The 21,323-nt window shown below is 61.0% G+C and carries 23 protein-coding genes; 11 read left to right on the top strand and 12 right to left on the bottom strand.

Features of this window, described 5'->3' with window-relative positions; all coding sequences use genetic code 11:
- Window positions 1–26: 26 nt before the first annotated feature.
- Window positions 27–317 carry a DUF2782 domain-containing protein gene (locus tag ACP7C6_RS19135; protein ID WP_012721523.1) on the top strand — a complete coding sequence of 97 codons (291 nt, stop codon included), beginning with the start codon at window positions 27–29 and terminating at the stop codon, window positions 315–317.
- A 56-nt stretch (window positions 318–373) separates the two neighbouring features.
- Complete coding sequence (locus ACP7C6_RS19130; RefSeq protein WP_028618650.1) at window positions 374–1,327, top strand: homoserine kinase; 954 nt, start codon at window positions 374–376, stop codon at window positions 1,325–1,327.
- A 27-nt stretch (window positions 1,328–1,354) separates the two neighbouring features.
- Here ACP7C6_RS19130 and znuA read toward each other — a convergent pair whose 3' ends face one another.
- Window positions 1,355–2,284: a zinc ABC transporter substrate-binding protein ZnuA gene (znuA, locus tag ACP7C6_RS19125; protein ID WP_068937340.1), complete on the bottom strand. Its 930-nt coding sequence runs from the start codon at window positions 2,282–2,284 to the stop codon at window positions 1,355–1,357.
- Window positions 2,285–2,342: 58 nt separating this feature from the next.
- On the opposite strand from znuA, the gene ACP7C6_RS19120 reads away from it, so the two are divergent.
- From ACP7C6_RS19120 to ACP7C6_RS19105, 4 genes are read left to right on the top strand one after another with little or no spacing between them, the layout of a single operon-like run.
- Complete coding sequence (locus tag ACP7C6_RS19120) at window positions 2,343–2,825, top strand: Fur family transcriptional regulator (RefSeq protein WP_028618648.1); 483 nt, start codon at window positions 2,343–2,345, stop codon at window positions 2,823–2,825.
- Window positions 2,825–3,610: a zinc ABC transporter ATP-binding protein ZnuC gene (gene znuC, locus ACP7C6_RS19115; protein ID WP_426109108.1), complete on the top strand. Its 786-nt coding sequence runs from the start codon at window positions 2,825–2,827 to the stop codon at window positions 3,608–3,610. Before ACP7C6_RS19120 ends, znuC begins: the two co-directional genes overlap by 1 nt.
- The gene (znuB, locus tag ACP7C6_RS19110; RefSeq protein WP_311893493.1) at window positions 3,603–4,391 is read left to right on the top strand and encodes a zinc ABC transporter permease subunit ZnuB; all 789 of its coding nucleotides are present in this window, start codon (window positions 3,603–3,605) and stop codon (window positions 4,389–4,391) included. Before znuC ends, znuB begins: the two co-directional genes overlap by 8 nt.
- Before the next feature lie 37 nt (window positions 4,392–4,428).
- Complete coding sequence (locus ACP7C6_RS19105; RefSeq protein ID WP_028618645.1) at window positions 4,429–5,148, top strand: PA5502 family lipoprotein; 720 nt, start codon at window positions 4,429–4,431, stop codon at window positions 5,146–5,148.
- Between the two features lie 87 nt (window positions 5,149–5,235).
- On the opposite strand, the gene katE is transcribed toward ACP7C6_RS19105, so the two are convergent.
- A complete protein-coding gene (katE, locus tag ACP7C6_RS19100) occupies window positions 5,236–7,398 on the bottom strand; it encodes a catalase HPII (protein ID WP_426109106.1) in 2,163 nt (720 codons plus the stop codon).
- A 244-nt stretch (window positions 7,399–7,642) separates the two neighbouring features.
- On the opposite strand from katE, the gene ACP7C6_RS19095 reads away from it, so the two are divergent.
- The 3 genes from ACP7C6_RS19095 to ACP7C6_RS19085 are packed head-to-tail and all read left to right on the top strand — an operon-like array spanning window position 7,643 to window position 10,146.
- Window positions 7,643–8,650 carry a methionine ABC transporter ATP-binding protein gene (locus tag ACP7C6_RS19095; protein WP_028618643.1) on the top strand — a complete coding sequence of 336 codons (1,008 nt, stop codon included), beginning with the start codon at window positions 7,643–7,645 and terminating at the stop codon, window positions 8,648–8,650.
- A complete protein-coding gene (locus ACP7C6_RS19090) occupies window positions 8,650–9,324 on the top strand; it encodes a methionine ABC transporter permease (RefSeq protein WP_010207814.1) in 675 nt (224 codons plus the stop codon). Before ACP7C6_RS19095 ends, ACP7C6_RS19090 begins: the two co-directional genes overlap by 1 nt.
- 51 nt (window positions 9,325–9,375) lie before the next feature.
- A complete protein-coding gene (locus ACP7C6_RS19085; RefSeq protein ID WP_028618642.1) occupies window positions 9,376–10,146 on the top strand; it encodes a MetQ/NlpA family ABC transporter substrate-binding protein in 771 nt (256 codons plus the stop codon).
- 99 nt (window positions 10,147–10,245) lie between these two features.
- Here ACP7C6_RS19085 and ACP7C6_RS19080 read toward each other — a convergent pair whose 3' ends face one another.
- Genes ACP7C6_RS19080 through ACP7C6_RS19060 form a run of 5 tightly spaced genes read right to left on the bottom strand, consistent with a single transcriptional unit; the run spans window position 10,246 to window position 14,169 of the window.
- The gene (locus ACP7C6_RS19080) at window positions 10,246–10,881 is read right to left on the bottom strand and encodes an SCO family protein (protein WP_028618641.1); all 636 of its coding nucleotides are present in this window, start codon (window positions 10,879–10,881) and stop codon (window positions 10,246–10,248) included.
- The gene (cyoE, locus tag ACP7C6_RS19075; protein WP_028618640.1) at window positions 10,878–11,777 is read right to left on the bottom strand and encodes a heme o synthase; all 900 of its coding nucleotides are present in this window, start codon (window positions 11,775–11,777) and stop codon (window positions 10,878–10,880) included. The genes ACP7C6_RS19080 and cyoE overlap by 4 nt, the downstream gene beginning before the upstream one ends.
- On the bottom strand, window positions 11,765–12,844 hold the full coding sequence (locus tag ACP7C6_RS19070; RefSeq protein WP_426109105.1) for a COX15/CtaA family protein: 1,080 nt from the start codon (window positions 12,842–12,844) through the stop codon (window positions 11,765–11,767). Before ACP7C6_RS19070 ends, cyoE begins: the two co-directional genes overlap by 13 nt.
- Before the next feature lie 10 nt (window positions 12,845–12,854).
- Entirely contained in the window at window positions 12,855–13,439 is a 585-nt protein-coding gene (locus ACP7C6_RS19065; RefSeq protein ID WP_068937338.1) for a hypothetical protein, read from the bottom strand.
- Window positions 13,405–14,169: an SURF1 family protein gene (locus ACP7C6_RS19060; protein WP_426109104.1), complete on the bottom strand. Its 765-nt coding sequence runs from the start codon at window positions 14,167–14,169 to the stop codon at window positions 13,405–13,407. Before ACP7C6_RS19060 ends, ACP7C6_RS19065 begins: the two co-directional genes overlap by 35 nt.
- Window positions 14,170–14,197: 28 nt before the next feature.
- Between ACP7C6_RS19060 and ACP7C6_RS19055 the strand changes: the two genes are divergently transcribed.
- Window positions 14,198–14,401, top strand: a complete 204-nt coding sequence (locus ACP7C6_RS19055) for a twin transmembrane helix small protein (protein WP_016978774.1) — start codon at window positions 14,198–14,200, stop codon at window positions 14,399–14,401.
- Window positions 14,402–14,407: 6 nt separating this feature from the next.
- On the opposite strand, the gene ACP7C6_RS19050 is transcribed toward ACP7C6_RS19055, so the two are convergent.
- From ACP7C6_RS19050 to coxB, 4 genes are read right to left on the bottom strand one after another with little or no spacing between them, the layout of a single operon-like run.
- Complete coding sequence (locus tag ACP7C6_RS19050; protein ID WP_028618636.1) at window positions 14,408–15,295, bottom strand: cytochrome c oxidase subunit 3; 888 nt, start codon at window positions 15,293–15,295, stop codon at window positions 14,408–14,410.
- Window positions 15,296–15,330: 35 nt separating this feature from the next.
- The gene (locus ACP7C6_RS19045; RefSeq protein ID WP_028618635.1) at window positions 15,331–15,882 is read right to left on the bottom strand and encodes a cytochrome c oxidase assembly protein; all 552 of its coding nucleotides are present in this window, start codon (window positions 15,880–15,882) and stop codon (window positions 15,331–15,333) included.
- Between the two features lie 21 nt (window positions 15,883–15,903).
- The gene (ctaD, locus tag ACP7C6_RS19040; RefSeq protein WP_095014128.1) at window positions 15,904–17,490 is read right to left on the bottom strand and encodes a cytochrome c oxidase subunit I; all 1,587 of its coding nucleotides are present in this window, start codon (window positions 17,488–17,490) and stop codon (window positions 15,904–15,906) included.
- A 58-nt stretch (window positions 17,491–17,548) separates the two neighbouring features.
- Window positions 17,549–18,676: a cytochrome c oxidase subunit II gene (gene coxB / locus ACP7C6_RS19035; RefSeq protein WP_028618633.1), complete on the bottom strand. Its 1,128-nt coding sequence runs from the start codon at window positions 18,674–18,676 to the stop codon at window positions 17,549–17,551.
- A 367-nt stretch (window positions 18,677–19,043) separates the two neighbouring features.
- Between coxB and ACP7C6_RS19030 the strand changes: the two genes are divergently transcribed.
- Window positions 19,044–19,691, top strand: a complete 648-nt coding sequence (locus tag ACP7C6_RS19030) for a hypothetical protein (RefSeq protein ID WP_068937335.1) — start codon at window positions 19,044–19,046, stop codon at window positions 19,689–19,691.
- 68 nt (window positions 19,692–19,759) lie between these two features.
- Here the strand turns inward: ACP7C6_RS19030 and ACP7C6_RS19025 are convergent, their stop codons facing one another.
- Window positions 19,760–21,301 (bottom strand): SulP family inorganic anion transporter, encoded by a 1,542-nt coding sequence (locus tag ACP7C6_RS19025; RefSeq protein ID WP_028618631.1) that lies wholly within the window; start codon window positions 21,299–21,301, stop codon window positions 19,760–19,762.
- Window positions 21,302–21,323 lie beyond the last annotated feature (22 nt).

The following is a 21,323-nucleotide window of genomic DNA, read 5'->3' as shown; positions in this document are numbered from 1 at the left end:
AATGACGACAAAGGGACAAGGTTATCATGCGTACATTCAATCGCCTGCTGTTGACCGGCTTGATTGCACTCGCTCCGATGGCTGCCATGGCGGCAGACGATGCGCCTGGAGGCGATCCGGAAGTGACCATTCGCACGGAAGGCGACAAGACCATCCAGGAGTACCGTCAGAACGGTTTCCTGTATGCGATCAAGGTAACGCCGAAGGGCGCGCCTCCGTATTTCCTGGTGCGCGCGGATGGAACCGATGCGAACTTCATCCGCTCTGACCAGCCGGATATGCTGATCCCGTCATGGAAGATTTTCGAATGGAAATGATTTCTTAACTTAAATTGGCGCCGCGCACTGCGGCGCCCGTACTGGCAGTTTTAACCATGTCTGTGTTCACCCCCCTGGCTCGGCCCGAGCTGGAAACCTTTCTCGCCCCTTACGGCCTCGGCCGCCTGATCGACTTCCAGGGGATTGCCGCCGGTAGTGAAAACACCAATTTCTTTATCAGCCTGGAGCAGGGCGAGTTCGTCCTGACCCTGGTTGAACGCGGTCCGGTCGCGGAAATGCCGTTCTTCATTGAACTGCTCGACGTGCTCCACGACGCCGACCTGCCCGTGCCCTACGCCCTGCGCACCACCGACGGCGTGGCCTTGCGCGAGCTGAAAGGCAAGCCGGCACTGCTGCAACCGCGCCTGGCCGGCAAGCACATCAAGGATGCCAACGCCCAGCACTGCGCCCAGGTGGGTGACCTGCTGGGTCATCTGCACCTGGCAACACAGGGCGAGAAGGTGCTGGAGCGTAAAACCGATCGGGGCCTGGACTGGATGCTCAGCGAAGGCGCGCAGTTGATTTCGCACTTGGACGACGCACAACAGCGTCTGCTGCAGGATGCGCTGAGTGAGATCGAAGCCCACAAGGCCCAGATCCTCGCCCTGCCGCGCGCCAACGTCCACGCCGACCTGTTCCGTGACAACGCGATGTTCGAAGGCACGCACCTTACAGGCTTGATCGACTTCTACAACGCCTGCTCTGGGCCAATGCTCTATGACGTGGCGATCGCCTTGAATGACTGGTGCTCGGACGCCGATGGCGTGATTGATGGGCAACGCGCACGGGCATTGCTGGGAGCCTATGCAGGTCTTCGACCGTTTACCGCCAAGGAAGCGGAGCTGTGGCCGACCATGTTGCGCGTGGCGTGCGTGCGGTTCTGGCTTTCACGCCTGATCGCGGCCGAGTCGTTTGCCGGGCAGGATGTGTTGATTCATGATCCGGCGGAGTTCGAGCATCGGTTGGTGCAGCGTCAGCACGTGACTGTGCAACTGCCCTTCGCACTCTAACCTTTGTAGGAGCCGGCTTGCCGGCTCCTACAAGGACTCCAGGCAACCCGCCAAGTCATTACCCAACTTCTCCAACACCTGCTCATAACCCTGAGCGGTAGCCGGGGTATACCCACCCAACGCATCCAACTCCGCCAGCTTCACCGGCAAACCGGAGACCAGTGTTTCAGCCAGGCGCGGACGCAACGGCGGCTCGCTGAACACGCAGGTCTTGCCCACTTCCTGCAAACGCGTACGCATCGCCGCCACATGCTGGGCGCCGGGTTGTACCTCGGCGGCAACGCTGAACACACCCGTGTGCTTGAGGCCGTAAGCGTCTTCGAAGTAATCGAAAGCTTCGTGGAACACGAAGTAAGGCTTGCCATCGATCGGCGCCAGGCGGGCTTTCAGGCGAGCGTCCAGCGCATCGAGGCGCTCTTCGAAGGCCTTAGCGTTGCTCTGATAACGCGCGGCATTGGCCGGGTCGGCGGCAGCCAGGTCAGCCGCCATGCGCGCAGCAATCACCCGAGCATTCACCGTCGACAACCACAAGTGCGCATCCAGGCTACCCGGGCGGTGATCGTGGTCGTGTTCGTCGGCTTCATCGGCGTGTGAGTGGCTATCTTCGGCAAAACGACGCAGCTTCATGCCTGGCAGGTCCTGCACTGCCACTGTCGCGGCCGTACGACCTTTCAGCACGCGCGGCAGGAAACTCTCCATATCCGGGCCGATCCAGTACAGCAGGTCCACCGACTGCACGCGCCGTACGTCGGATGGACGCAGCGCATAGTTATGCGGCGACGCACCCGGCGGCAATAAAACCTCAGGAACGGCTACTCCGTCCTGCACAGCTGCGGCAATCAGTTGCAACGGTTTGATGCTGGTCAGCACTTTGACCTCGGCCTGAGCGGCGCTCGCGATGAACAAACTGGTGACAAATACGACAAAAACGGGAAAAAGTCGGGACACGATGACCACTCAATGGCGTAGGAACGGGTAACATAATAACGTCTCTATCAAATGTCTGCCGCCGCTCATGCCTAAAACACCGCTTGCCAGCCGTCCCCACGACCACTCTCACTGCGTGCATACCGCGCTGTCGGAGGCCGATACCCTGTGCACACAGAAGGGTCTGCGCCTGACCGCCTTGCGTCGCCGCGTGCTGGAACTGGTGTGGCAGAGCCACAAGCCGTTGGGCGCCTACGACATCCTGGGCGTGCTCAGTGAGCAGGATGGCCGCCGCGCCGCGCCGCCAACCGTGTACCGTGCGCTCGACTTCCTGCTGGAAAACGGCCTGGTGCACCGTATCGCTTCGTTGAACGCCTTTGTCGGTTGTAGCCACCCGGAACACGCGCACCAGGGCCAGTTCCTGATCTGCCGCGAGTGCCACGCCGCCATCGAGCTTGAACAAAAAAGCATCAGCGACGCCATTATCAAGAGCTCTGCCGACGTCGGCTTCCGGGTCGAAGGGCAAACGGTCGAAGTGGTCGGCCTGTGCGCGGGCTGCCAGGGGGCTTGATGAGCAACGCGTTAATCCGCCTGGAACAGGTCGGGGTCACGTTCGCCGGGCAAGCCGTGTTGGACAACATCGCGCTAAGCGTCGAGCCTGGGCAGATCGTCACCCTGATCGGCCCCAACGGCGCCGGCAAGACCACCCTGGTGCGCGCCGTACTCGGCCTGCTCAAGCCCGACACCGGCAGTGTGTGGCGCAAGCCCAAGCTGCGGGTCGGCTACATGCCGCAGAAGCTGCACGTGGACCCGACCCTGCCACTGTCCGTGTTGCGCTTCCTGCGCCTGGTGCCGGGCGTGGACCGTGCCCGCGCGCAAGCGGCGCTCAAAGAAGTCGGCGCCGAACAGGTGATCGACAGCCCGGTGCAAAGTATCTCCGGCGGCGAAATGCAGCGCGTGCTGCTGACCCGTGCCTTGTTGCGCGAGCCGGAACTGCTGGTGCTGGATGAGCCCGTGCAAGGCGTCGACGTCGCCGGCCAGGCCGAGCTGTACAGCCTGATCACCCGTCTGCGCGACCGCCATGGCTGCGGCGTGTTGATGGTGTCCCACGACTTGCACCTGGTGATGAGCACCACCGACCAGGTGGTGTGCCTCAACCGTCACGTGTGCTGCTCTGGCCACCCGGAACAAGTCAGCGGCGACCCGGCCTTCGTCGAGCTGTTCGGCAAGAACGCCCAGAGCCTGGCGATCTACCACCACCATCACGACCACGCCCATGACCTGCATGGCGCCGTGGTCGACGATCCCGCCACACCTCATACCCACGTTCATGGAGATAGCTGCAAGCATGGCTGATTTTCTGCTCTACGCCCTGCTGGCAGGCTTGGCTTTGGCGTTGGTGGCGGGCCCATTGGGTTCGTTCGTGGTGTGGCGGCGCATGGCCTATTTTGGCGACACGTTGTCACATGCCGCGCTCTTGGGCGTCGCCATGGGCTTTTTGCTGGATGTCAGCCCGACTATTGCGGTAACCGTGGGCTGCCTGCTGCTGGCGGTATTGCTGGTGACCCTGCAACAGCGCCAGCCGCTGGCCTCCGACACCTTGCTGGGCATCCTGGCACCCAGCACGCTGTCACTGGGCCTGGTGGTGCTGAGCTTCATGCATGAAGTGCGCATCGACCTGATGGCCTACCTGTTCGGCGACCTGCTGGCAATCAGCGCCACTGATCTTGCGTGGATCCTCGGTGGCAGCGCGGCCGTGCTGGTCTTGCTGGTGGCCCTGTGGCGACCGTTGCTGGCAATCACCGTGCATGAAGAACTGGCCACGGTGGAAGGCTTGCCCGTGCCAAGCCTGCGCATGGCCCTGATGTTGTTGATCGCCGTGGTGATTGCTGTCGCGATGAAGATTGTCGGCGTATTGTTGATCACATCGCTGCTGATCATTCCCGCAGCCGCCGCCCAGCGCCATGCCCGTTCGCCGGAGCAGATGGCGGTCGGCGCCAGTGTGCTGGGGATGCTTGCCGTGTGCGGGGGCCTGGCGCTGTCCTGGTTCAAGGACACGCCAGCCGGGCCATCGATTGTGGTCACGGCCGCCGCCCTGTTTCTGCTGAGTTTTGTCCTGCCCCGTCGAGGGGTGTAGACTTGCTCGCTTTTTGCGCAAATAGAGAGTCGCAGGAATGAAGCCGTTCACCTCCCGTTATCTGCTCCTTGCCGCATTTTCCCTGCTGCTGGGCGCCTGTCAAAGCACACCGCCCGCCGCCCCCGAGGCCCCGGACGCACGCGCTGCGGCCATCGCGCAGCTGGAACAAAACCTGGCCAGCAGCGAGTTGGCCACTGCCGAAGACCAGCTGGCGGCACTGCAAGCCCAGTCGCCCAACGACCCGGTGCTGGAAAACTATCAGCGTCAGTTGGCGGAAGCCTACCTGCAGCGCAGCCAGATCGTGCTGCAAAAGGGTGACGTCAACGCCGCTGCAACCGCCCTGAGCCGCGCCCGCGCCCTGATGCCCAAGGCGCCCGCACTGACCGGCGGCGTCAACAGCGCCATCACCCACGCCCGCAAAGTCGAGCTGGATAAAGCGGAGGAGGCCCTGAAGGCCGCCGAAGCCAAGCCCGCCGCCAAGGTCATCGACCCAGCGGCGCCAAGCACCACCGTGGCGCTGAACCTCACCAATATCGAAGAACTGCGCCACCAACTGGATGCAATTGCCACCGACGTGGTGAATTACCAGTGCGACGTGAGCATCCAGGCGCCGCGCACAGAGGATTACCCGTGGCTGGCCACGTTGCTGACCAAACGGGTGAAGCGTATCGATTCGGGATATGACCTGAAGATTCACCGTCAGATTCTGAAGAGCATTCCGGCGCAGGTCGTGCTGATTCCGCGCAAGGCGGACTAAAAAAGCATCGCCGGCAAGCCGGCTCCTACCCTTCAACCTGTAGGAGCCGGCTTGCCGGCGATAGCGATCTAACCGACAACCAATACCTTAAGCTGGAATCGCCTTGGCCTTAGGCTCGCGATCCCAGACCCGATGCTGGCCGATCGCGGCAAAAAACGCCTTGAACGCCTTGGCATCCGATCCCACGATCAGCCCCGCATCCACCTCAAGTTTAAGCAGGTCCAACAACGGCTTCGCGTCACTGGCGACTGTAATCGCCTTGAGGTGCTTGTACGCCTCTAACAGGAAGTGCAACGCCACCCCATCACCGCTCAAGGCTTTCACCGAGTCCTTCCCGCCAGGGACGAACACCGCATCAAACGCAATGGACGGCATGCCTTCCATCGACGCATCCACCGGCAGGCTCTTGCCATCAGCCGTCTTCACCGGCGCCGAGGTTGGCCCCAGTAGCTTGGCGTGCGCCCCTTCTGCTTCCAGTGCTTTTTTCAGCGCGGCAATCGCCACGCCGTCCACGCCATTGGCTGCCAGGATCGCCACCTTGCGGGTCTTGATATCGCCCGGCAGCAGGTTCGCCTGGCTCAACGCTGGCGAGCGCTCCGGCTTGGTTTGACGCTCCGGCACGGTGCCTTTGGTCGGTGCTGGCAGCCCCAGGTTCTGGGCCACGCGCTTGGCCAGTTCCAGGTCGATATTCGCCAGGATCTCGTTGACTTGGCGCGCACGAATGAACTCACGCTCTACCTTGCCCAACTCAAAGCTATACGCCGCGATGATGTGCTCTTGCTCGTGCTTGCTCATGCTGCGGAAGAACAGGCGCGCCTGGGAGAAGTGATCGCCGAATGACTCGCTGCGCTCACGGATCTTGTGGGCATCGATGCGCTCCGGATAAGTCTCGAAGCCACCATCCTGTGCCGCAGGCGGGGTTTCTTTAGGCCAGCCACCATCAATCGAATTCGGCTCGTAGGACGCACGACCTTTATCGATGGTGCTGCGGTGCATGGCATCACGCTGGTTGTTGTGCAGCGGCGTCACGGGCTGGTTGATCGGCAACTGGTGAAAGTTCGGGCCGCCTAGTCGGCTGATCTGTGTATCGGTGTAGGAAAACAACCGACCTTGCAGCAGCGGGTCATTGGAGAAGTCGATACCCGGCACGATATGGCCCGGGCAAAACGCGACCTGCTCGACTTCTGCAAAGAAGTTATCCGGGTTGCGGTTCAGCACCATCTTGCCCAGCGGTGTGATTGGCACCAGCTCTTCCGGAATCAGCTTCGTGGGGTCGAGAATGTCGAAGTCGAAGGCATGCTCCTTATCCTCGGGGATAACCTGCACACCCAACTCCCACTCGGGGTAGTCGCCCATTTCAATGGCTTCCCAGAGATCGCGACGGTGGTAGTCGGTATCTTTACCGGCCAGCTTCTGCGCCTCGTCCCACACCAGCGAGCAAGTACCCGCCGTAGGGCGCCAGTGGAATTTGACGAAGTTGGATTTGCCCTCGGCATTCACCAGTCGGAAGGTGTGCACACCAAAGCCCTGCATGCTGCGCAGGCTTTTTGGAATGGCGCGGTCAGACATTGCCCAGATCACCATATGAGCGGATTCAGGCTGCAGCGAAACGAAGTCCCAGAACGTATCGTGCGCCGATCCGCCGGTAGGAATTTCATTGTGTGGTTCAGGCTTTACGGCGTGCACGAAGTCAGGAAACTTGATCGCGTCCTGAATGAAAAACACCGGCATGTTGTTGCCCACCAGGTCGAAGTTGCCTTCTTCGGTGAAAAACTTAACCGCAAATCCGCGCACATCACGCACCGTATCCCCTGAGCCACGCGGGCCCTGCACGGTGGAAAAGCGCGTGAATACCGGCGTTTTATGCCCAGGGTCACGCAGGAACCCAGCCTTGGTCAGCGCCGAATGGTTCTCATACGTCTGGAAATAACCATGGGCGCCGGTGCCACGGGCATGCACGATGCGCTCCGGGATGCGCTCATGGTCAAAGTGCGTGATTTTTTCACGCATGATGAAGTCTTCCAGCAGCGATGGGCCACGGGAACCGACTTTCAAGGTGTTCTGGTTGTCGGAAATCTTCACGCCTTGGTTGGTACGCAGGGCCTGGCCGGTCGCATCGGAACGGAATGCCTCCAGGGCCTGCAGCTTGGCGTTGGTGTTGCTACGGTCCAAGGTATCGGTGCCCGCGAGTTCACTCTTCGGCGGGGTGGCTGGCTTCTTGGTACTCATCAGACAAAACTCCTTATTCAAATTGGCCAGAGCGATCCCCGGCTCGTTTGAGCAAAACCCCAGGCACTTCACCTGGGAAATCGAGTTGCTTAAGTAGTGACTGACGAGGTTTTGGGCCGTTCCTTTTTTATGACCTTTGATCGCGTTATTGCCAAATCGCTGGATGAATGCGAAATAAATGCTAAGAAACGCTATACGGACAGGCTAAAATGCGCGCCCGGCTAACCGCTGATCCCTTTTCCATGCGCCCCACAAGGTTCGCTACGTGATCGAGTTTCAAAACGTCCATAAAACCTACCGCGTCGCCGGTAGGGATATTCCCGCGCTGCACCCCACCAGCCTGACCGTCGCGAACGGCCAGGTGTTTGGTCTGATCGGTCATTCCGGCGCGGGCAAAAGTACACTGCTGCGCCTGATCAACCGCCTCGAAGAACCGAGTGGCGGCAAGATCACGGTGGATGGCGAAGAAGTCACTGCCCTGGACGCCAACGGCCTGCGCCGTTTCCGCCAGCAGGTCGGGATGATCTTCCAGCACTTCAACCTGCTGGCGTCCAAGACTGTCGCCGACAACGTGGCGCTGCCACTGACGCTGGCTGGCGAGTTGTCGCGTAGGGATATCGACCTGCGCGTCGCCGAATTGCTCGCCCGTGTCGGCCTGTCGGACCACGCCAAGAAGTACCCGGCGCAGTTGTCCGGTGGCCAGAAGCAACGCGTCGGCATCGCCCGCGCCCTGGCGACCAAGCCAAAGATCCTGCTGTGCGACGAAGCCACCAGCGCCCTCGACCCGCAGACCACCGCCTCAGTGCTGCAACTGCTGGCCGAGATCAACCGCGAGTTGAAGCTGACCATCGTACTGATCACCCATGAAATGGATGTGATCCGGCGCGTCTGCGACCAGGTGGCGGTGATGGACGCTGGCGTGATCGTCGAGCAAGGCTCGGTGGCCGACGTATTCCTGCACCCCACGCACCCGACCACCAAGCGCTTCGTGCAAGAGTCCGAGCAGGTCGACGAAAACGAGCAACGCGACGACTTCGCCCACGTGCCAGGCCGTATTGTGCGCCTGACGTTCCAGGGCGAAGCGACCTACGCGCCGCTGCTGGGCACCGTCGCCCGCGAAACGGGTGTGGACTACAGCATCCTCGCTGGCCGTATCGACCGCATCAAAGACATCCCTTACGGGCAATTGACCCTCGCCGTCACCGGTGGCGACATGGAAGCCGCCTTTGCGCGCTTCACCGCCGCTGACGTCCACATGGAGATCCTGCGCTAATGGACGTCCTGTTGAGTTTCTTCGCCAATATCGACTGGTCTGAAATCTGGCTCGCCACCGGCGACACCATGACCATGCTGTTCGGCTCGCTGTTCTTCACCGTGGTGCTCGGCCTGCCGCTGGGCGTGCTGCTGTTCCTGACCAGCCCGCGCCAACTGTTCGAACAGAAAGGCCTGTACGCGTTGCTCTCGTTGATCGTGAACATCCTGCGGTCGCTGCCGTTCATCATCCTGTTGATCGTGATGATCCCGTTCACCGTCCTGATCACCGGCACTTCGCTGGGCGTGGCGGGTGCGATTCCGCCGCTGGTCGTAGGTGCAACGCCATTCTTTGCGCGCCTGGTGGAGACCGCGCTGCGTGAAGTGGACCGCGGCATCATCGAAGCCACCCAGTCCATGGGCGCCAGCACGCGCCAGATCATTACCAACGCCTTGCTGCCCGAAGCCCGTCCTGGCATTTTCGCGGCGATTACGGTGACGGCGATTACACTGGTGTCCTACACGGCAATGGCCGGTGTGGTCGGTGCCGGTGGCCTGGGTGACCTGGCGATCCGTTTCGGTTACCAGCGCTTCCAGACCGATGTGATGGTGGTCACCGTGGTGATGCTGCTGATTCTGGTGCAAATTCTGCAAACCGTCGGCGACAAGCTGGTGGTGCACTTTTCTCGAAAATAACGGCCATTGCCGGCCGCACGCCGGTACATGCCCGAACAAGGAGCTTGTTGGATGAAAAAACTACTGGTTGCTTTCGCCGCCGTTGCCGCGTTTTCCGCCCACGCCGAGACCATTACAGTCGCCGCTTCGCCGGTGCCCCATGCGGAAATCCTGGAATTCGTGAAACCTGCCCTCGCCAAAGAAGGCGTAGACCTGCAGGTCAAAGTCTTCACCGACTACGTGCAGCCGAACGTACAAGTGGCTGAAAAGCGCCTGGACGCCAACTTCTTCCAGCACCAGCCGTACCTGGATGAGTTCAACAAGGCCAAGGGCACTCACCTGGTGAGCGTTGGCGCCGTGCACCTGGAACCCTTGGGCGCCTACTCCAGCAAGTACAAGAAGCTGGATGAGCTGCCAAGCGGCGCTAATGTCGTGATCCCGAACGACGCCACCAACGGCGGCCGCGCGTTGTTGCTGCTGGCCAAGAACGGCCTGATCACCCTGAAGGACCCGACCAACATCCTGTCGACCATCAAGGACATCACCGGTAACAGCAAAAACCTGAAATTTCGTGAACTGGAAGCCGCGACCCTGCCGCGCGTGCTGACCCAGGTCGACCTGGCGCTGATCAACACCAACTATGCGCTGGAAGCCAAGCTGGACCCGTCCAAGGACGCACTGGTCATCGAAGGCAGCGACTCGCCTTATGTGAACATCCTGGTGACCCGTGAAGACAACAAAGACTCGGACGCCGTGAAGAAGCTGGTTGCAGCCCTGCACACGCCTGAAGTGAAGAAATTCATCGAAGAGAAGTACAAAGGCGCGATCAAGCCGGCGTTCTGACCTGACTCGATCTCCCAAACACTGGAGATCAAAAAATGTGGGAGCGGGCTTGCTCGCTCCCACATTTGTTTTGTGGTGCTGGCCAGGCTGGCGTCCGGCTTATTTACGCTGCAACAGCACCGGCAGTTGCGCTACGAGCTTCTGGTTATTCAACGGCGCACGAATAAACCCACGCTGCGTCCCGTCCGGTCCGATCAGCGCCAGGTTGCCGCTGTGGTCAACGGTGTAGTTCGGTTTGCTGGTGTCGGCCGGTATGAACGGAATGCTGACGGCATTCGAAACCTTCTGCACATCCTCCACATTCGCGCCGGTCAGGCCCTGGAACTGCGGGTCGAAGTAGCCCAGGTACTGCTTGAGCTGGGTCGGCGTATCGCGGTTCGGGTCGACGCTGACCAGGATCACCTGCAACTTATCCACAACGTCCTTGGGCAGTTCGCTCTTGATCTGGCGCAGTTGGGCGAGGGTGGTCGGGCAGATGTCCGGGCAGAAGGTGTAGCCGAAGAACAACAGGCTCCACTTGCCTTTCAATTCGTTGACCACCACCGGCTGGCCTTCCTGGTTGGTCATGGTCACCGGTGGCAACTGACGGCTTTGCGGCAACAGGATAATGCCGGCGTCGATCAAGGCAGTGGGGTCGCCCTGGCCCTTGCCCGAGAGCACTTTGTTAACGGTCAGGCCCATGATCAATGCCACCAGGGCCACCAGGATGAAGACAGTTTTTTGAGTTCGAGTCATAGGTTCAACAGTAGGTAGTGGTCGAGGAGCAGCGCGATAAACAGCAGCAGCAAGTACCAGATAGAGTACTTGAAGGTGTTGATCGCCGCGTGTGGCCGACCGCCACGGTACAACACCCAGGCCCATTGCAGAAAGCGCCCGCCCAATACCAGTGCACACGCAAGGTACAGCAAGCCGCTCATGTGGATCACATAGGGCATCAGGCTCACCGCCAGCAGGGCGAAGGTGTAGAGCAGGATATGCACCTTGGTGTAATGCTCGCCGTGAGTGACCGGCAACATCGGAATATCGGCCTTGGCGTATTCCTCCTTGCGGTGAATGGCCAGGGCCCAGAAGTGCGGCGGGGTCCAGGCGAAGATGATCAGCACCAGCAGCAGGGGCTCGGCGCTGATATGCCCGGTGACCGCGACCCAGCCCAGCAAGGGCGGCGCAGCACCTGCCAATCCACCGATGACGATATTCTGCGGTGTCGCCCGCTTGAGAAAGCCGGTATAGATCACGGCGTACCCCAACAGCGAAGCCAACGTCAGCCAGGCTGCCAGCGGGTTGGTGAACGCCAGCAGCAGCGCCAATCCTGCAACAGCTAGAAACAATGCAAAGGCCAGCGCCGCCAGCGGCGATACACGGCCCTCTGCCAACGGCCGCTTATGGGTGCGCGCCATTACGGCGTCGATCCGCCGGTCCACCACATGGTTCACCGCCGCCGCGCCGCCCGCACACAGAGCAATCCCCAGGTTGCCGAACACCAACACCGTCCACGGCACACCCGCACGGGTCGCCAGGAACATCCCCACCAATGAGGTAATGAGCATCAACACCACCACTTTCGGCTTGGTCAGCTCCAGGTAGTCACGCCAGATTGCCTGGCCGTGACGCGCGCCGATCAAGGTCGCCATGGCATCTCTCCTTTAAGGGTGATGAGGCCCGATACGTGTTTGCGTGGGATAAAACGCCAGCCGAACGGCAGTTGGTTGCGCACCCGGACCAGGCTGGTGCGGGCGTGGTAATTGACCAGCACCAGACTGAGCAACAACGCGGCACCACCGGCGTTATGGCCTACAGCCACCGCCAGCGGCAGCCCGAAAGCCACATTGCTCAGGCCCAGGCAGATTTGCGCGGCCAGGACGACCAGCAATAAGCCCGCCAAACGCGTCATGCCCACCGCGCGCAATTGCCAGGCCAGGCCGAGCAACACCAGGCTGACGATGACAGCGCCGATGCGGTGGGTCAGGTGGATGGCGGTGCGTGCCTCGCTGTCCAGTTGGCCGCCCAGGTAGTTAGGCCCGATGTGCTGGGTGAGATGAAAACCGTTGGCGAAATCCGCTGCCGGCCACCATTCGCCATGGCACGTCGGCAAATCAACGCAGGCCACCGCCGCGTAGTTGGAACTGACCCAGCCCCCCAGCGCGATCTGGCCGATCACCAGCACCAGGCCCGCCGTCGCCCAGTATTGCAGGCGCTTGGGCACGATTAACGCGGGCAATACGCCGGACAAGCGCAGGGTCAGCAGAAACAGCAGGCTCAAGGTCGCAAAGCCGCCCAATAAATGCCCCGTCACCACCTGCGGCCATAACTTCAGCGTCACCGTCCACATGCCAAACGCCGCCTGGGCAAACACCACCGCCAGCAGGAACAGCGGCAGCTTCACCGGCTGGCCCGGATCACGCCGATGACTCCAGGAACGCGCGGCCAGCAACACAATCAGCAAGCCCAGGGTGCCAGCGAAGTAGCGATGAGTCATCTCGGCCCAGCCCTTGTCGGCCTCCACCGGCGTATCGGGGAAATGCAGCTCGGCATGGGCCAACTGGGCTTCGGTCTTGGGCACGCTGATGAAGCCGTAGCAGCCCGGCCAATCCGGGCAACCCAGGCCCGCGTGGGTCAGGCGCGTATAGGCGCCGAGCAGCACGACGATCAAAGCCAACAAGGTGGCAAACAACGCGAAGCGAAATCCAGGTTTGGCCATGACGGTGCCCTTATCCGATGTTCGACAGTTTCAGCAGGTGGCGCAGGTCGTTGAGCAAATCCTTGCCCTTGACCTTGGCGTCGTAACGCAACACCAGGTTGCCGTGGGGATCGACGATCCACAGCTGCGCGTCACCCGGCGCGGCGGCGCCTTTGCTGAAGGTCGGCAAATCCAGCGGGTAGCGTTGCAGTTGCGGGTATTCAACGTTCAGCTTGATTTCATACTCCGCGCTCAGCGGCTGCGCACTGGCCAAGGCATGGCTGGCGCGGGAGGCATCACGGCCCAGGCTGATTTGCAGTTGGCGTGCGAGGTACACCAGTTGCTGGCAATCCGCCGCGCAGGCAGTGGGCGCGGTCACCAGCAGTTGCCAGCGCTGCTCATCGGTTTGTACGCCAATATCGGCGCGGCTCTGGCCGTTGCCGATCATCTCGCCGTGATAGCTGCGGCTTTCCGGCACCCAGAACTGCAGCTTGTACATGAAGGTGGCCAGCGCCATCGGGCCGATCACCATCATCAGGATCAGGATCAACTGCCAGCGGCCTTTGCGCCGATTCGGGGCTTCAGACATGTTGAGTGGATTCGTGGCCGCTCCCATGGGGCTTCTCCTTTTTGTTGTGCCATCCGAGGTAGAGGTAAAGCGCCAGCAACGCCAGCGACATGGCGAACCACTGCACGGCATACGCCAAGTGTTTTTCCGGTCCCATGGCGACGATCGGCCAGGTGGTTTCGTAGGTGCCGGGGCCTGCTTCGGCCCGCAACTCATAGGCGAAACCGTTGCGACTCAACTCGGCCCAGAGCGCGGCAGGGTGCAACGCCGTGAGCAGACGCGGCCATTGCGCGGTCGTAGGGTCCGGGTGCAACTGGAAGGTTTCGCCGGGAGCGACGTACACCCAGGCATCGAGATTCACCGGCTGATCCGGCGTGGTGAAGGCGGGTGGCGTGCGCCGATCCGGCCAGGGCAGCCAACCGCGATTGAGCAACAGCCACAGGCCACTGGCCTGGTCGTGGAAGGGTTGCAGCAGCTCTACGCCGGCCTTGCCGTCGCGCATGCGGTTGTCGAGGAATACGCTGTGTTCGGCGTCGAATTGGCCGCGCAGACGAACGCGGCGGAAGGCCGGGTCCGCCATGTCGCTAAGTTGTGCGCTGCTGATCGGATCTGCCCCGCGCCGCTCGGCGTAGCTGTCCACCAGCAGCTGTTTTTCATGGCCGCGAGACAACTGCCAGAACCCCAGGCCGACCATCAACGGCAGCAGCACCAACACCACCAATGTCGGTGCGATTCCTGGCCGAAAGCATTTTATGGCGCTGGCTATACTTGTTTTCATTGCCCGCCCATCCCGTTGGAGCCAGACCATGCTCAAAGCCGCTATTGCCCTGATGCTGATCGCGACCGTTGTGAGCCTGTTCAGTGGCTTGTTCTTTCTGGTCAAGGACGAGGGCAACTCCAATCGCCTCGTCACTGCCTTGACCGTGCGTGTCGTACTGGCCGTGATCACCGTGGCGCTGATCGCCTGGGGCTTTTTCAGCGGCCAGCTGGTCTCTCACGCACCGTGGTAAGGCTTCTCACAGCACATAGACGAAGAAAAACAGCCCGATCCACACCACATCCACAAAGTGCCAATACCAACTGGCCGCCTCGAAACCGAACTGGTGCTCGGCATTGAAGTGCCCCTTGAGGATGCGCATCAGCATCACGAACAGAATGATCGTGCCGATGGTGACGTGGGCACCGTGGAAACCGGTGAGCATGAAGAATGTCGCGCCATACACCCCCGAGCCCAATGTCAGGCCCAGCTCTTTATAAGCGTGGATGTATTCCTCGGCCTGAAACCCCAGGAACGCCAGGCCGAGCAGCACGGTGATCGCCAACCAGAGTTTCAGCGCGCCGCGATGACCTTTGCGCAGCGCGTGGTGGGCGATGGTGATGGTCACGCTGGAACTCACCAGCAGAATGGTGTTCACCAGCGGCAGGCCCCACGGGCTGATGGTGCCTTCCGGTGCCGGGTACATTTTCGGGTCGGGATTGTTCAGCAACGGCCAGGCAAACTCAAAGTTCGGCCACAGCATGTGCGCAATGCCCTTTGAGCCTTCACCCGCCAGCCAGGGCGCCGACATGTGCCGCACATAAAACAGCGCACCGAAGAAGGCGATAAAGAACATCACTTCGGAAAAGATGAACCAGGTCATGCCCCAGCGGAAAGAGCGATCCATCTGCGAACTGTACAAACCGGCGCGGCTTTCCTTGATCACCGCGCCGAACCAGCCGAACAGCATGTAGGCCAATAACAGCCCGCCGACGAAAAAGATCCACGGACCGTGGGATTCCGCCCGCGCGGCCTTGAGGTCGTTGAACCACAGGCCCAGCCCGTACACCGTGATCAACAGGCCAAACGTGGCAATTATTGGCCATTTGCTTTGCGCTGGTACGTAGTACGTATCATGAGATGACATGTATTCGCTCTCCTGATTGAGGGGGCAAACAGTAGCTAGCCGCCGCTGTGGGCAGCCACCGGCGGTTGGCGCGCAGTAATATCAAACAGCGTGTACGCCAGGGTCAGATGCTTCACATCCTTGGGCATGTCGCGGTCGACAATGAAACGCACCGGCATCTCGATGCGCTGGCCCGGTTGCAGCACTTGCTGGGTAAAGCAAAAGCACTCGGTCTTGTGGAAGTACATCGCCGCTTCGGCCGGGGAAATACTGGGCACGGCCTGGGCAGTCATCGGCTTGTCGGTGGGGTTGTGGGCCACGAACAGCATCTCGGTCACCGCACCCGGATTGACCACCACTTCGTCAGCCTTGGCGTAAAAATCCCAGACCATGTCGATGGCGTTGGTGGACAAAAACTGCACCCGCACCTGGCGCGTTGGGTCGACGATCTGCTCGCCCTCGTACTGCCCAGCCGTCTTTCCGTTGATGCCGAACGCCTTGCACATCACGTCGTAGATCGGCACCAACGCAAAGCCGAAGGCGAACATCGCCACCACCAGGATCAGCAGGCGGGTGACCAGGCGCTTCGTGGGCACGGAGTCAGCCATGGCAGCCTCCCGTCATCCTGTTCACTTGACCTCCGGCGGGGTGGTGAAGGTGTGGTACGGCGCAGGCGAGGGGACGCTCCACTCCAGGCCTTCGGCGCCATCCCACGGCTTGGCCGGTGCGGGCGTACCGCCACGGATGCACTTGATCACAATGAACAGGAAGAAGATCTGCGTGGCGCCGAACATGAACGCGCCGATCGACGAGACCATGTTGAAATCTGCGAACTGCAGGTTGTAGTCCGGCACCCGCCGCGGCATCCCCGCCAGCCCGACGAAGTGCATCGGGAAAAACGCCATGTTCATGCCCACGAAAGACAACCAGAAGTGCAGCTTGCCCAGGGTTTCGTCGTACATGTGGCCGGTCCATTTCGGCAGCCAGTAGTAGGCCGAGGCGAAGATGCCAAAGATTGCGCCGGGCACCAGTACGTAATGGAAGTGCGCTACCACGAAGTAGGTGTCGTGGTACTGGAAATCCGCCGGTGCAATCGCCAGCATCAGCCCGGAAAAGCCGCCGATGGTGAACAGAATCACAAAGGCTACGGCAAACAGCATCGGCGTCTCGAAGGTCAGCGAGCCCTGCCACATGGTGCTGACCCAGTTGAACACCTTCACCCCCGTGGGCACGGCGATCAGCAGCGTCGCGTACATGAAGAACAACTCGCCCACCAGCGGGATGCCCACCACGAACATGTGGTGCGCCCACACGATGAACGACAAAAACGCGATGCTCGCCGTGGCGTAGACCATCGAGGTGTAGCCGAACAGCGGCTTGCGCGAGAAGGTCGGGATGATCGAGCTGACGGCGCCGAAGGCCGGCAGGATCATGATGTACACCTCAGGATGGCCGAAGAACCAGAACACGTGCTGGAACAGCACCGGGTCACCACCGCCAGCCGCACTGAAGAAGCTGGTGCCGAAGTGGATGTCCATCAGCATCATGGTCACGCAACCCGCCAGCACCGGCATCACCGCGATCAGCAGGAACGCGGTGATCAGCCACGTCCAGACGAACAGCGGCATTTTCATCAAGGTCATGCCCGGCGCACGCAGGTTGAGAATGGTGGCGACCACGTTGATCGCACCCATGATCGAACTGATGCCCATCAGATGGATCGCGAAGATGAAGAACGTCACGCTTTCCGGGGCATAGGTGGTGGATAGCGGCGCGTAGAAGGTCCAGCCGAAGTTCGGCCCACCACCGGGCGTGAACAGCGTCGAGACCAGCAGCAGGAACGCTGCCGGCAACAGCCAGAAGCTGAAGTTGTTCATGCGCGGCAGGGCCATGTCGGGCGCGCCGATCATCAGCGGGATCATCCAGTTGGCCAGGCCGACGAACGCCGGCATCACCGCGCCGAACACCATGATCAACCCGTGCATGGTGGTCATCTGGTTAAAGAAGGCCGGCTGCACAATCTGCAGGCCAGGCTGGAACAACTCGGCGCGGATGACCATGGCAAACGAGCCGCCGAGCAGGAACATAGCAAAGGCGAACCACAGGTACATGGTGCCGATGTCTTTGTGGTTGGTGGTCAGCACCCAGCGCATCAACCCCTTGGCGGGGCCGTGGGCATGGTCGGCGTGACCATGGTCATCGATCACAGCGCTCATGGCCGTTCTCCTGCAAGCGGGTGGGCGGGGCGGGTCGAGGTAAACGCCTTGAGAGAGGTCATTTGCTTTCCGCCTGCTTGATGGCCAGCACGTCTTTAGGCGTGACCATGTCGCCTTTGTTGTTGCCCCAGGCATTGCGCTCGTAGGTCACTACGGCGGCGATGTCCACTTCCGAGAGTTGCTTACCGAAGGCCGCCATCGCGGTGCCGGGCTTGCCGTGGTAAACAATGCTCAGGTGGTCAGCCGCAGGGCCGGTGGCGATCTTCGAGCCCTTGAGCGCCGGGAACATCGGCGGCAAGCCCTGGCCTTCGGCCTGGTGACAGGCCACGCAGGTGGTGTGGTAGACCTTGTCGCCACGTGCCACCAGCTCTTCCAGCGTCCACTCTTTGGAGGTCAGCTCCTTGAGCTTGGCGGCCTCTGCCTTGCGCTCGCCCAGCCATGTCTCGTAGTCGGCCTTGGACTTGACCTCGACCACGATGGGCATGAAGCCGTGGTCCTTGCCGCACAGTTCGGCGCACTGGCCACGGTAGATGCCGGGTTTCTCAACGCGGGTCCAGGCCTCGTTGACGAAGCCGGGAATGGCGTCGCGCTTGACCGCAAAGGCCGGCACCCACCAGGAGTGGATCACGTCGGCGGCCGTCACCAGAAAACGCACCTTGGCGCCCACCGGCAGCACCAGCGGCTGGTCGACTTCCAGCAGGTAATGTTCGCCCTTGGTGGCCTGGTTATGGATCTGCTCGGCGGGCGTGGCCAGGTTGCTGAAGAACTCCACGTCCTGGCCCAGGTATTTGTAATGCCACTTCCACTGATAGCCGGTGACCTGGATATCGATATCCGACTCACTGCTGTCGTAGATATTGATCAGGGTCTTGGTGGCCGGAATGGCCATCGCGATCAGGATCAGCAAGGGCACGACCGTCCAGAGGATTTCCACGGTGGTGCTCTCGTGGAACTTGGCCGCGACCTGGCCCGTGGACCGGCGATGAACGATCATCGACCAGAACATCGCGCCAAACACGATGATGCCGATCACCACACAGATCCAGAATATGGTCATGTGCAGGTCGAACACAGCGTGACTGACTTCTGTCGCCCCTGGCGCCATATTCGTTGTCCAGGCGGCATGTGCCTGACCGAATACCGACCACAACAGGAGGCCCATCCAAACGTGTGGATGTCGCATCATTGCGGGTTCCCCTTATCGTTCTTGTTATCCCGCCGGTTTGCACCTGCGTCGAAGGGAGCGGCTTCCATACTGCTTACAACCGCCTGGCCTTGCCTGCTTATGCAGTCTGGCGTCATCAGCTAATCGCGTACAAATCCGAGTATAGACAGGCTCTGCAACCCCGCAATGTGTGGGGGCAAATGAGTAGAAATGATGCGTCTGGGCTAATAAAACCGGGTGCGGAATCGTTTATCCGACGAACGATGGCAATTCGATATAACGCGCGCGCATAACCATGAAATAATTATGACAAATGCGTCTTAGGCGCTCGTATAAACGAGCTACCTTATCCTCTCCCTTTTCCTACGCCTGCATCACTGGAGCCTTCATGAACACCGCCGCATTGCGCGAGCAGATTTCCCGTGCCCATCAACACGAAGCCACCACGGGCCAGCTTGCCCAGCAACTGGAAAAACAATTGCCGCACCTGCATTCGGCCATCTCCCTGGCTGACGGTGATCGCAACATTGTCATGACCCGCTTTGTCAGCGCCTACATCGACCTCGTCCCGGATTTGCTGGACGCCGCCAACGACGTGGCCCGCGAAGCCGGTATCGAAAGCCAGATCAAGCCGGTGCTGAAGATTGCCGAGCATTTCTTCCTGCAGCCACCCGCGATCCTGGCTGGCCATGAAGGGCTCGACGGCCTGCTGGACGAGGCTTACCTGGCTCATCGGTTGGTTGAAGAGGTGAACGATCTGTACATCAAGCACTTTGGCCAGCCGTTGATTCCGGCGGATACCACGGTGGCCAATGTCATCGCCCACCAACTGATCGGCGAGACCTTCGCCAACCAACTGGATGAAGCAGTGCATCACGCGGTGGATGAAATGCTCAATGAAGACAGCTTTGCGCTGGAGTCGGTGGAGGCTTATCGCGAGACACTCAAGAGCCCGAATACGGAAGCGGCGTGGAAGCGCTGGCCGTGCCTGTCGCGGCAGCTGGGGGTTGAGCTGGCGCTGGATCAGCCGGCTTAATTTCCTGGGTCGCAAACGATCAAATGTGGGAGCCGGGTTTGCCCGGCTCCCACAGGGTTGCTTTGTGGTTAAGCTGGCGCGGAACCTATCCCCGTCGTCATCCTGACCCGACCTTCCAGCCTTCGCTTCAACCCACGCGCCTCGATCACCAGCGTCGAGCCCTTGGCCGCATTGGCTCGCCCCCATTCCTCCAGCAACTCCAGGCAGGAATGGTCGATGTAACTCAAGTTGCTCAACGGCACATGCACGGTGGTCCCCGCAGGCACCGTCGACAGCACCTGGGTCAGCGCCGGCACCTTCAAGAAGGTGGCCGCGCCTGTCAGACGCAACTCCATCTCTCCTTCCTGGGGCAAATCGATCAAGCTCACTTTCAGGCGTGACGCCTTGAACGCCAGCTTGACCAACGTCAACCCGAAGCCCACCAGCACACCGGTCAGCAGGTCGGTAAAGATGATCGCCAACGCCGTGGCCGCGTAGGTAAACATCGGCATCCGCCCATAACGTCCCAGTGCCTTGAACGCCTTGATGTCCACCAACTTGATCCCGGTGTACACCAACACACCCGCCAGGCTCGCCACCGGAATGCTTTGCAGCACACTCGACAGCAACAGCACGAACGCCAGCAGCCACAGGCCGTGGAACATAGCCGACAGACGGGTGGTCGCACCGGCTTGCACGTTAGCCGAGCTGCGCACAATCACACCGGTCATCGGCAAGGCACCGACCAGACCACAGAGCATGTTGCCTACACCTTGGGCAGATAATTCCTTGTCAAAATCAGAACGCTGACCACTGTGCATACGGTCGACCGCAGCAGCGGAAAGCAGGGTTTCGGCGCTCGCAATGAACGCTACGGCAAAGGCGGCGATCAGCAGTTGAGGGTCGGCGAGGTTGAGCAGGTCGCTGGGACGCAGCCAGTCAATGGCATCCGCGAGGTTTTCCGGGACTTCCACGCGCTTGACCTGCAGCGCCAGCACCAGGCTGACCACAGTAGTCAGGCCCACACCCAATAAGGCCCCCGGCACAAAGCGCAGGCGTTGCGGGCGTAATTTGTCCCAGGCGTACATCACCAGCATCGTCGACAAGCCGAGCAATCCCGCCTGCCACCCCAGGCCGCCGCCCAGGGCTGGGATCGCCTCGGCCAACGCCGCCGGGAACCCCGCCAGGTTATCCAGCCCGGAAGGCTTGGGCGCGCCGTCGAGCATCACGTGAATCTGGGATAGCACAATCAACACGCCAATCCCCGCCAGCATGCCGTACACCACCGCCGGCGCTGTGACGCGGAACCAGCAACCCAGGCGCAAACGCCCGGCCACCAGTTGCAGAAAGCCCGCCAGTAACAGGATCGGCCCGAGCATCAGCATGCCGTGCTGGCGCACCAATTCGAACACCAACACCGCCAGGCCCGCCGCCGGGCCACTGACCTGCAGCGGCGATCCCGCCAGCCAACCCACCACCAGGCCACCGATAATCCCGGTGATCAGGCCTTTTGCCGGGGGCATGCCGGAGGCAATCGCGATCCCCATGCACAGGGGCAGGGCGACCAGAAACACAACCACGGAAGCCAGCAGCTCCCGTGGCAGTACAGCTTTCAATTGAGCAGCACGCATGATGACTCTCCCGAGGCATTCG

This window comes from Pseudomonas sp. TWR1-1-4 (assembly GCF_049897165.1).
GTDB classification, from domain to species: Bacteria; Pseudomonadota; Gammaproteobacteria; order Pseudomonadales; family Pseudomonadaceae; genus Aquipseudomonas; species Aquipseudomonas canadensis.
The sequence above is the reverse complement of the archived record's forward strand: the minus strand, read 5'-3'. Positions and strand labels throughout refer to the sequence as shown.

Excerpts from the sequence above, each read along its gene's own strand:
- ACP7C6_RS19135 (WP_012721523.1), top strand. The coding sequence starts at position 27 with ATGCGTACATTCAATCGCCTGCTGTTGACCGGCTTGATTGCACTCGCT.
- ACP7C6_RS19130 (WP_028618650.1), top strand. The coding sequence starts at position 374 with ATGTCTGTGTTCACCCCCCTGGCTCGGCCCGAGCTGGAAACCTTTCTC.
- ACP7C6_RS19120 (WP_028618648.1), top strand. The coding sequence starts at position 2,343 with ATGCCTAAAACACCGCTTGCCAGCCGTCCCCACGACCACTCTCACTGC.
- znuC (WP_426109108.1), top strand. The coding sequence starts at position 2,825 with ATGAGCAACGCGTTAATCCGCCTGGAACAGGTCGGGGTCACGTTCGCC.
- znuB (WP_311893493.1), top strand. The coding sequence starts at position 3,603 with ATGGCTGATTTTCTGCTCTACGCCCTGCTGGCAGGCTTGGCTTTGGCG.
- ACP7C6_RS19105 (WP_028618645.1), top strand. The coding sequence starts at position 4,429 with ATGAAGCCGTTCACCTCCCGTTATCTGCTCCTTGCCGCATTTTCCCTG.
- ACP7C6_RS19090 (WP_010207814.1), top strand. The coding sequence starts at position 8,650 with ATGGACGTCCTGTTGAGTTTCTTCGCCAATATCGACTGGTCTGAAATC.
- ACP7C6_RS19085 (WP_028618642.1), top strand. The coding sequence starts at position 9,376 with ATGAAAAAACTACTGGTTGCTTTCGCCGCCGTTGCCGCGTTTTCCGCC.
- ACP7C6_RS19080 (WP_028618641.1), bottom strand. The coding sequence starts at position 10,881 with ATGACTCGAACTCAAAAAACTGTCTTCATCCTGGTGGCCCTGGTGGCA.
- cyoE (WP_028618640.1), bottom strand. The coding sequence starts at position 11,777 with ATGGCGACCTTGATCGGCGCGCGTCACGGCCAGGCAATCTGGCGTGAC.
- ACP7C6_RS19070 (WP_426109105.1), bottom strand. The coding sequence starts at position 12,844 with ATGGCCAAACCTGGATTTCGCTTCGCGTTGTTTGCCACCTTGTTGGCT.
- ACP7C6_RS19065 (WP_068937338.1), bottom strand. The coding sequence starts at position 13,439 with ATGGGAGCGGCCACGAATCCACTCAACATGTCTGAAGCCCCGAATCGG.
- ACP7C6_RS19060 (WP_426109104.1), bottom strand. The coding sequence starts at position 14,169 with ATGAAAACAAGTATAGCCAGCGCCATAAAATGCTTTCGGCCAGGAATC.
- ACP7C6_RS19055 (WP_016978774.1), top strand. The coding sequence starts at position 14,198 with ATGCTCAAAGCCGCTATTGCCCTGATGCTGATCGCGACCGTTGTGAGC.
- ACP7C6_RS19050 (WP_028618636.1), bottom strand. The coding sequence starts at position 15,295 with ATGTCATCTCATGATACGTACTACGTACCAGCGCAAAGCAAATGGCCA.
- ACP7C6_RS19045 (WP_028618635.1), bottom strand. The coding sequence starts at position 15,882 with ATGGCTGACTCCGTGCCCACGAAGCGCCTGGTCACCCGCCTGCTGATC.
- ctaD (WP_095014128.1), bottom strand. The coding sequence starts at position 17,490 with ATGAGCGCTGTGATCGATGACCATGGTCACGCCGACCATGCCCACGGC.
- coxB (WP_028618633.1), bottom strand. The coding sequence starts at position 18,676 with ATGATGCGACATCCACACGTTTGGATGGGCCTCCTGTTGTGGTCGGTA.
- ACP7C6_RS19030 (WP_068937335.1), top strand. The coding sequence starts at position 19,044 with ATGAACACCGCCGCATTGCGCGAGCAGATTTCCCGTGCCCATCAACAC.
- ACP7C6_RS19025 (WP_028618631.1), bottom strand. The coding sequence starts at position 21,301 with ATGCGTGCTGCTCAATTGAAAGCTGTACTGCCACGGGAGCTGCTGGCT.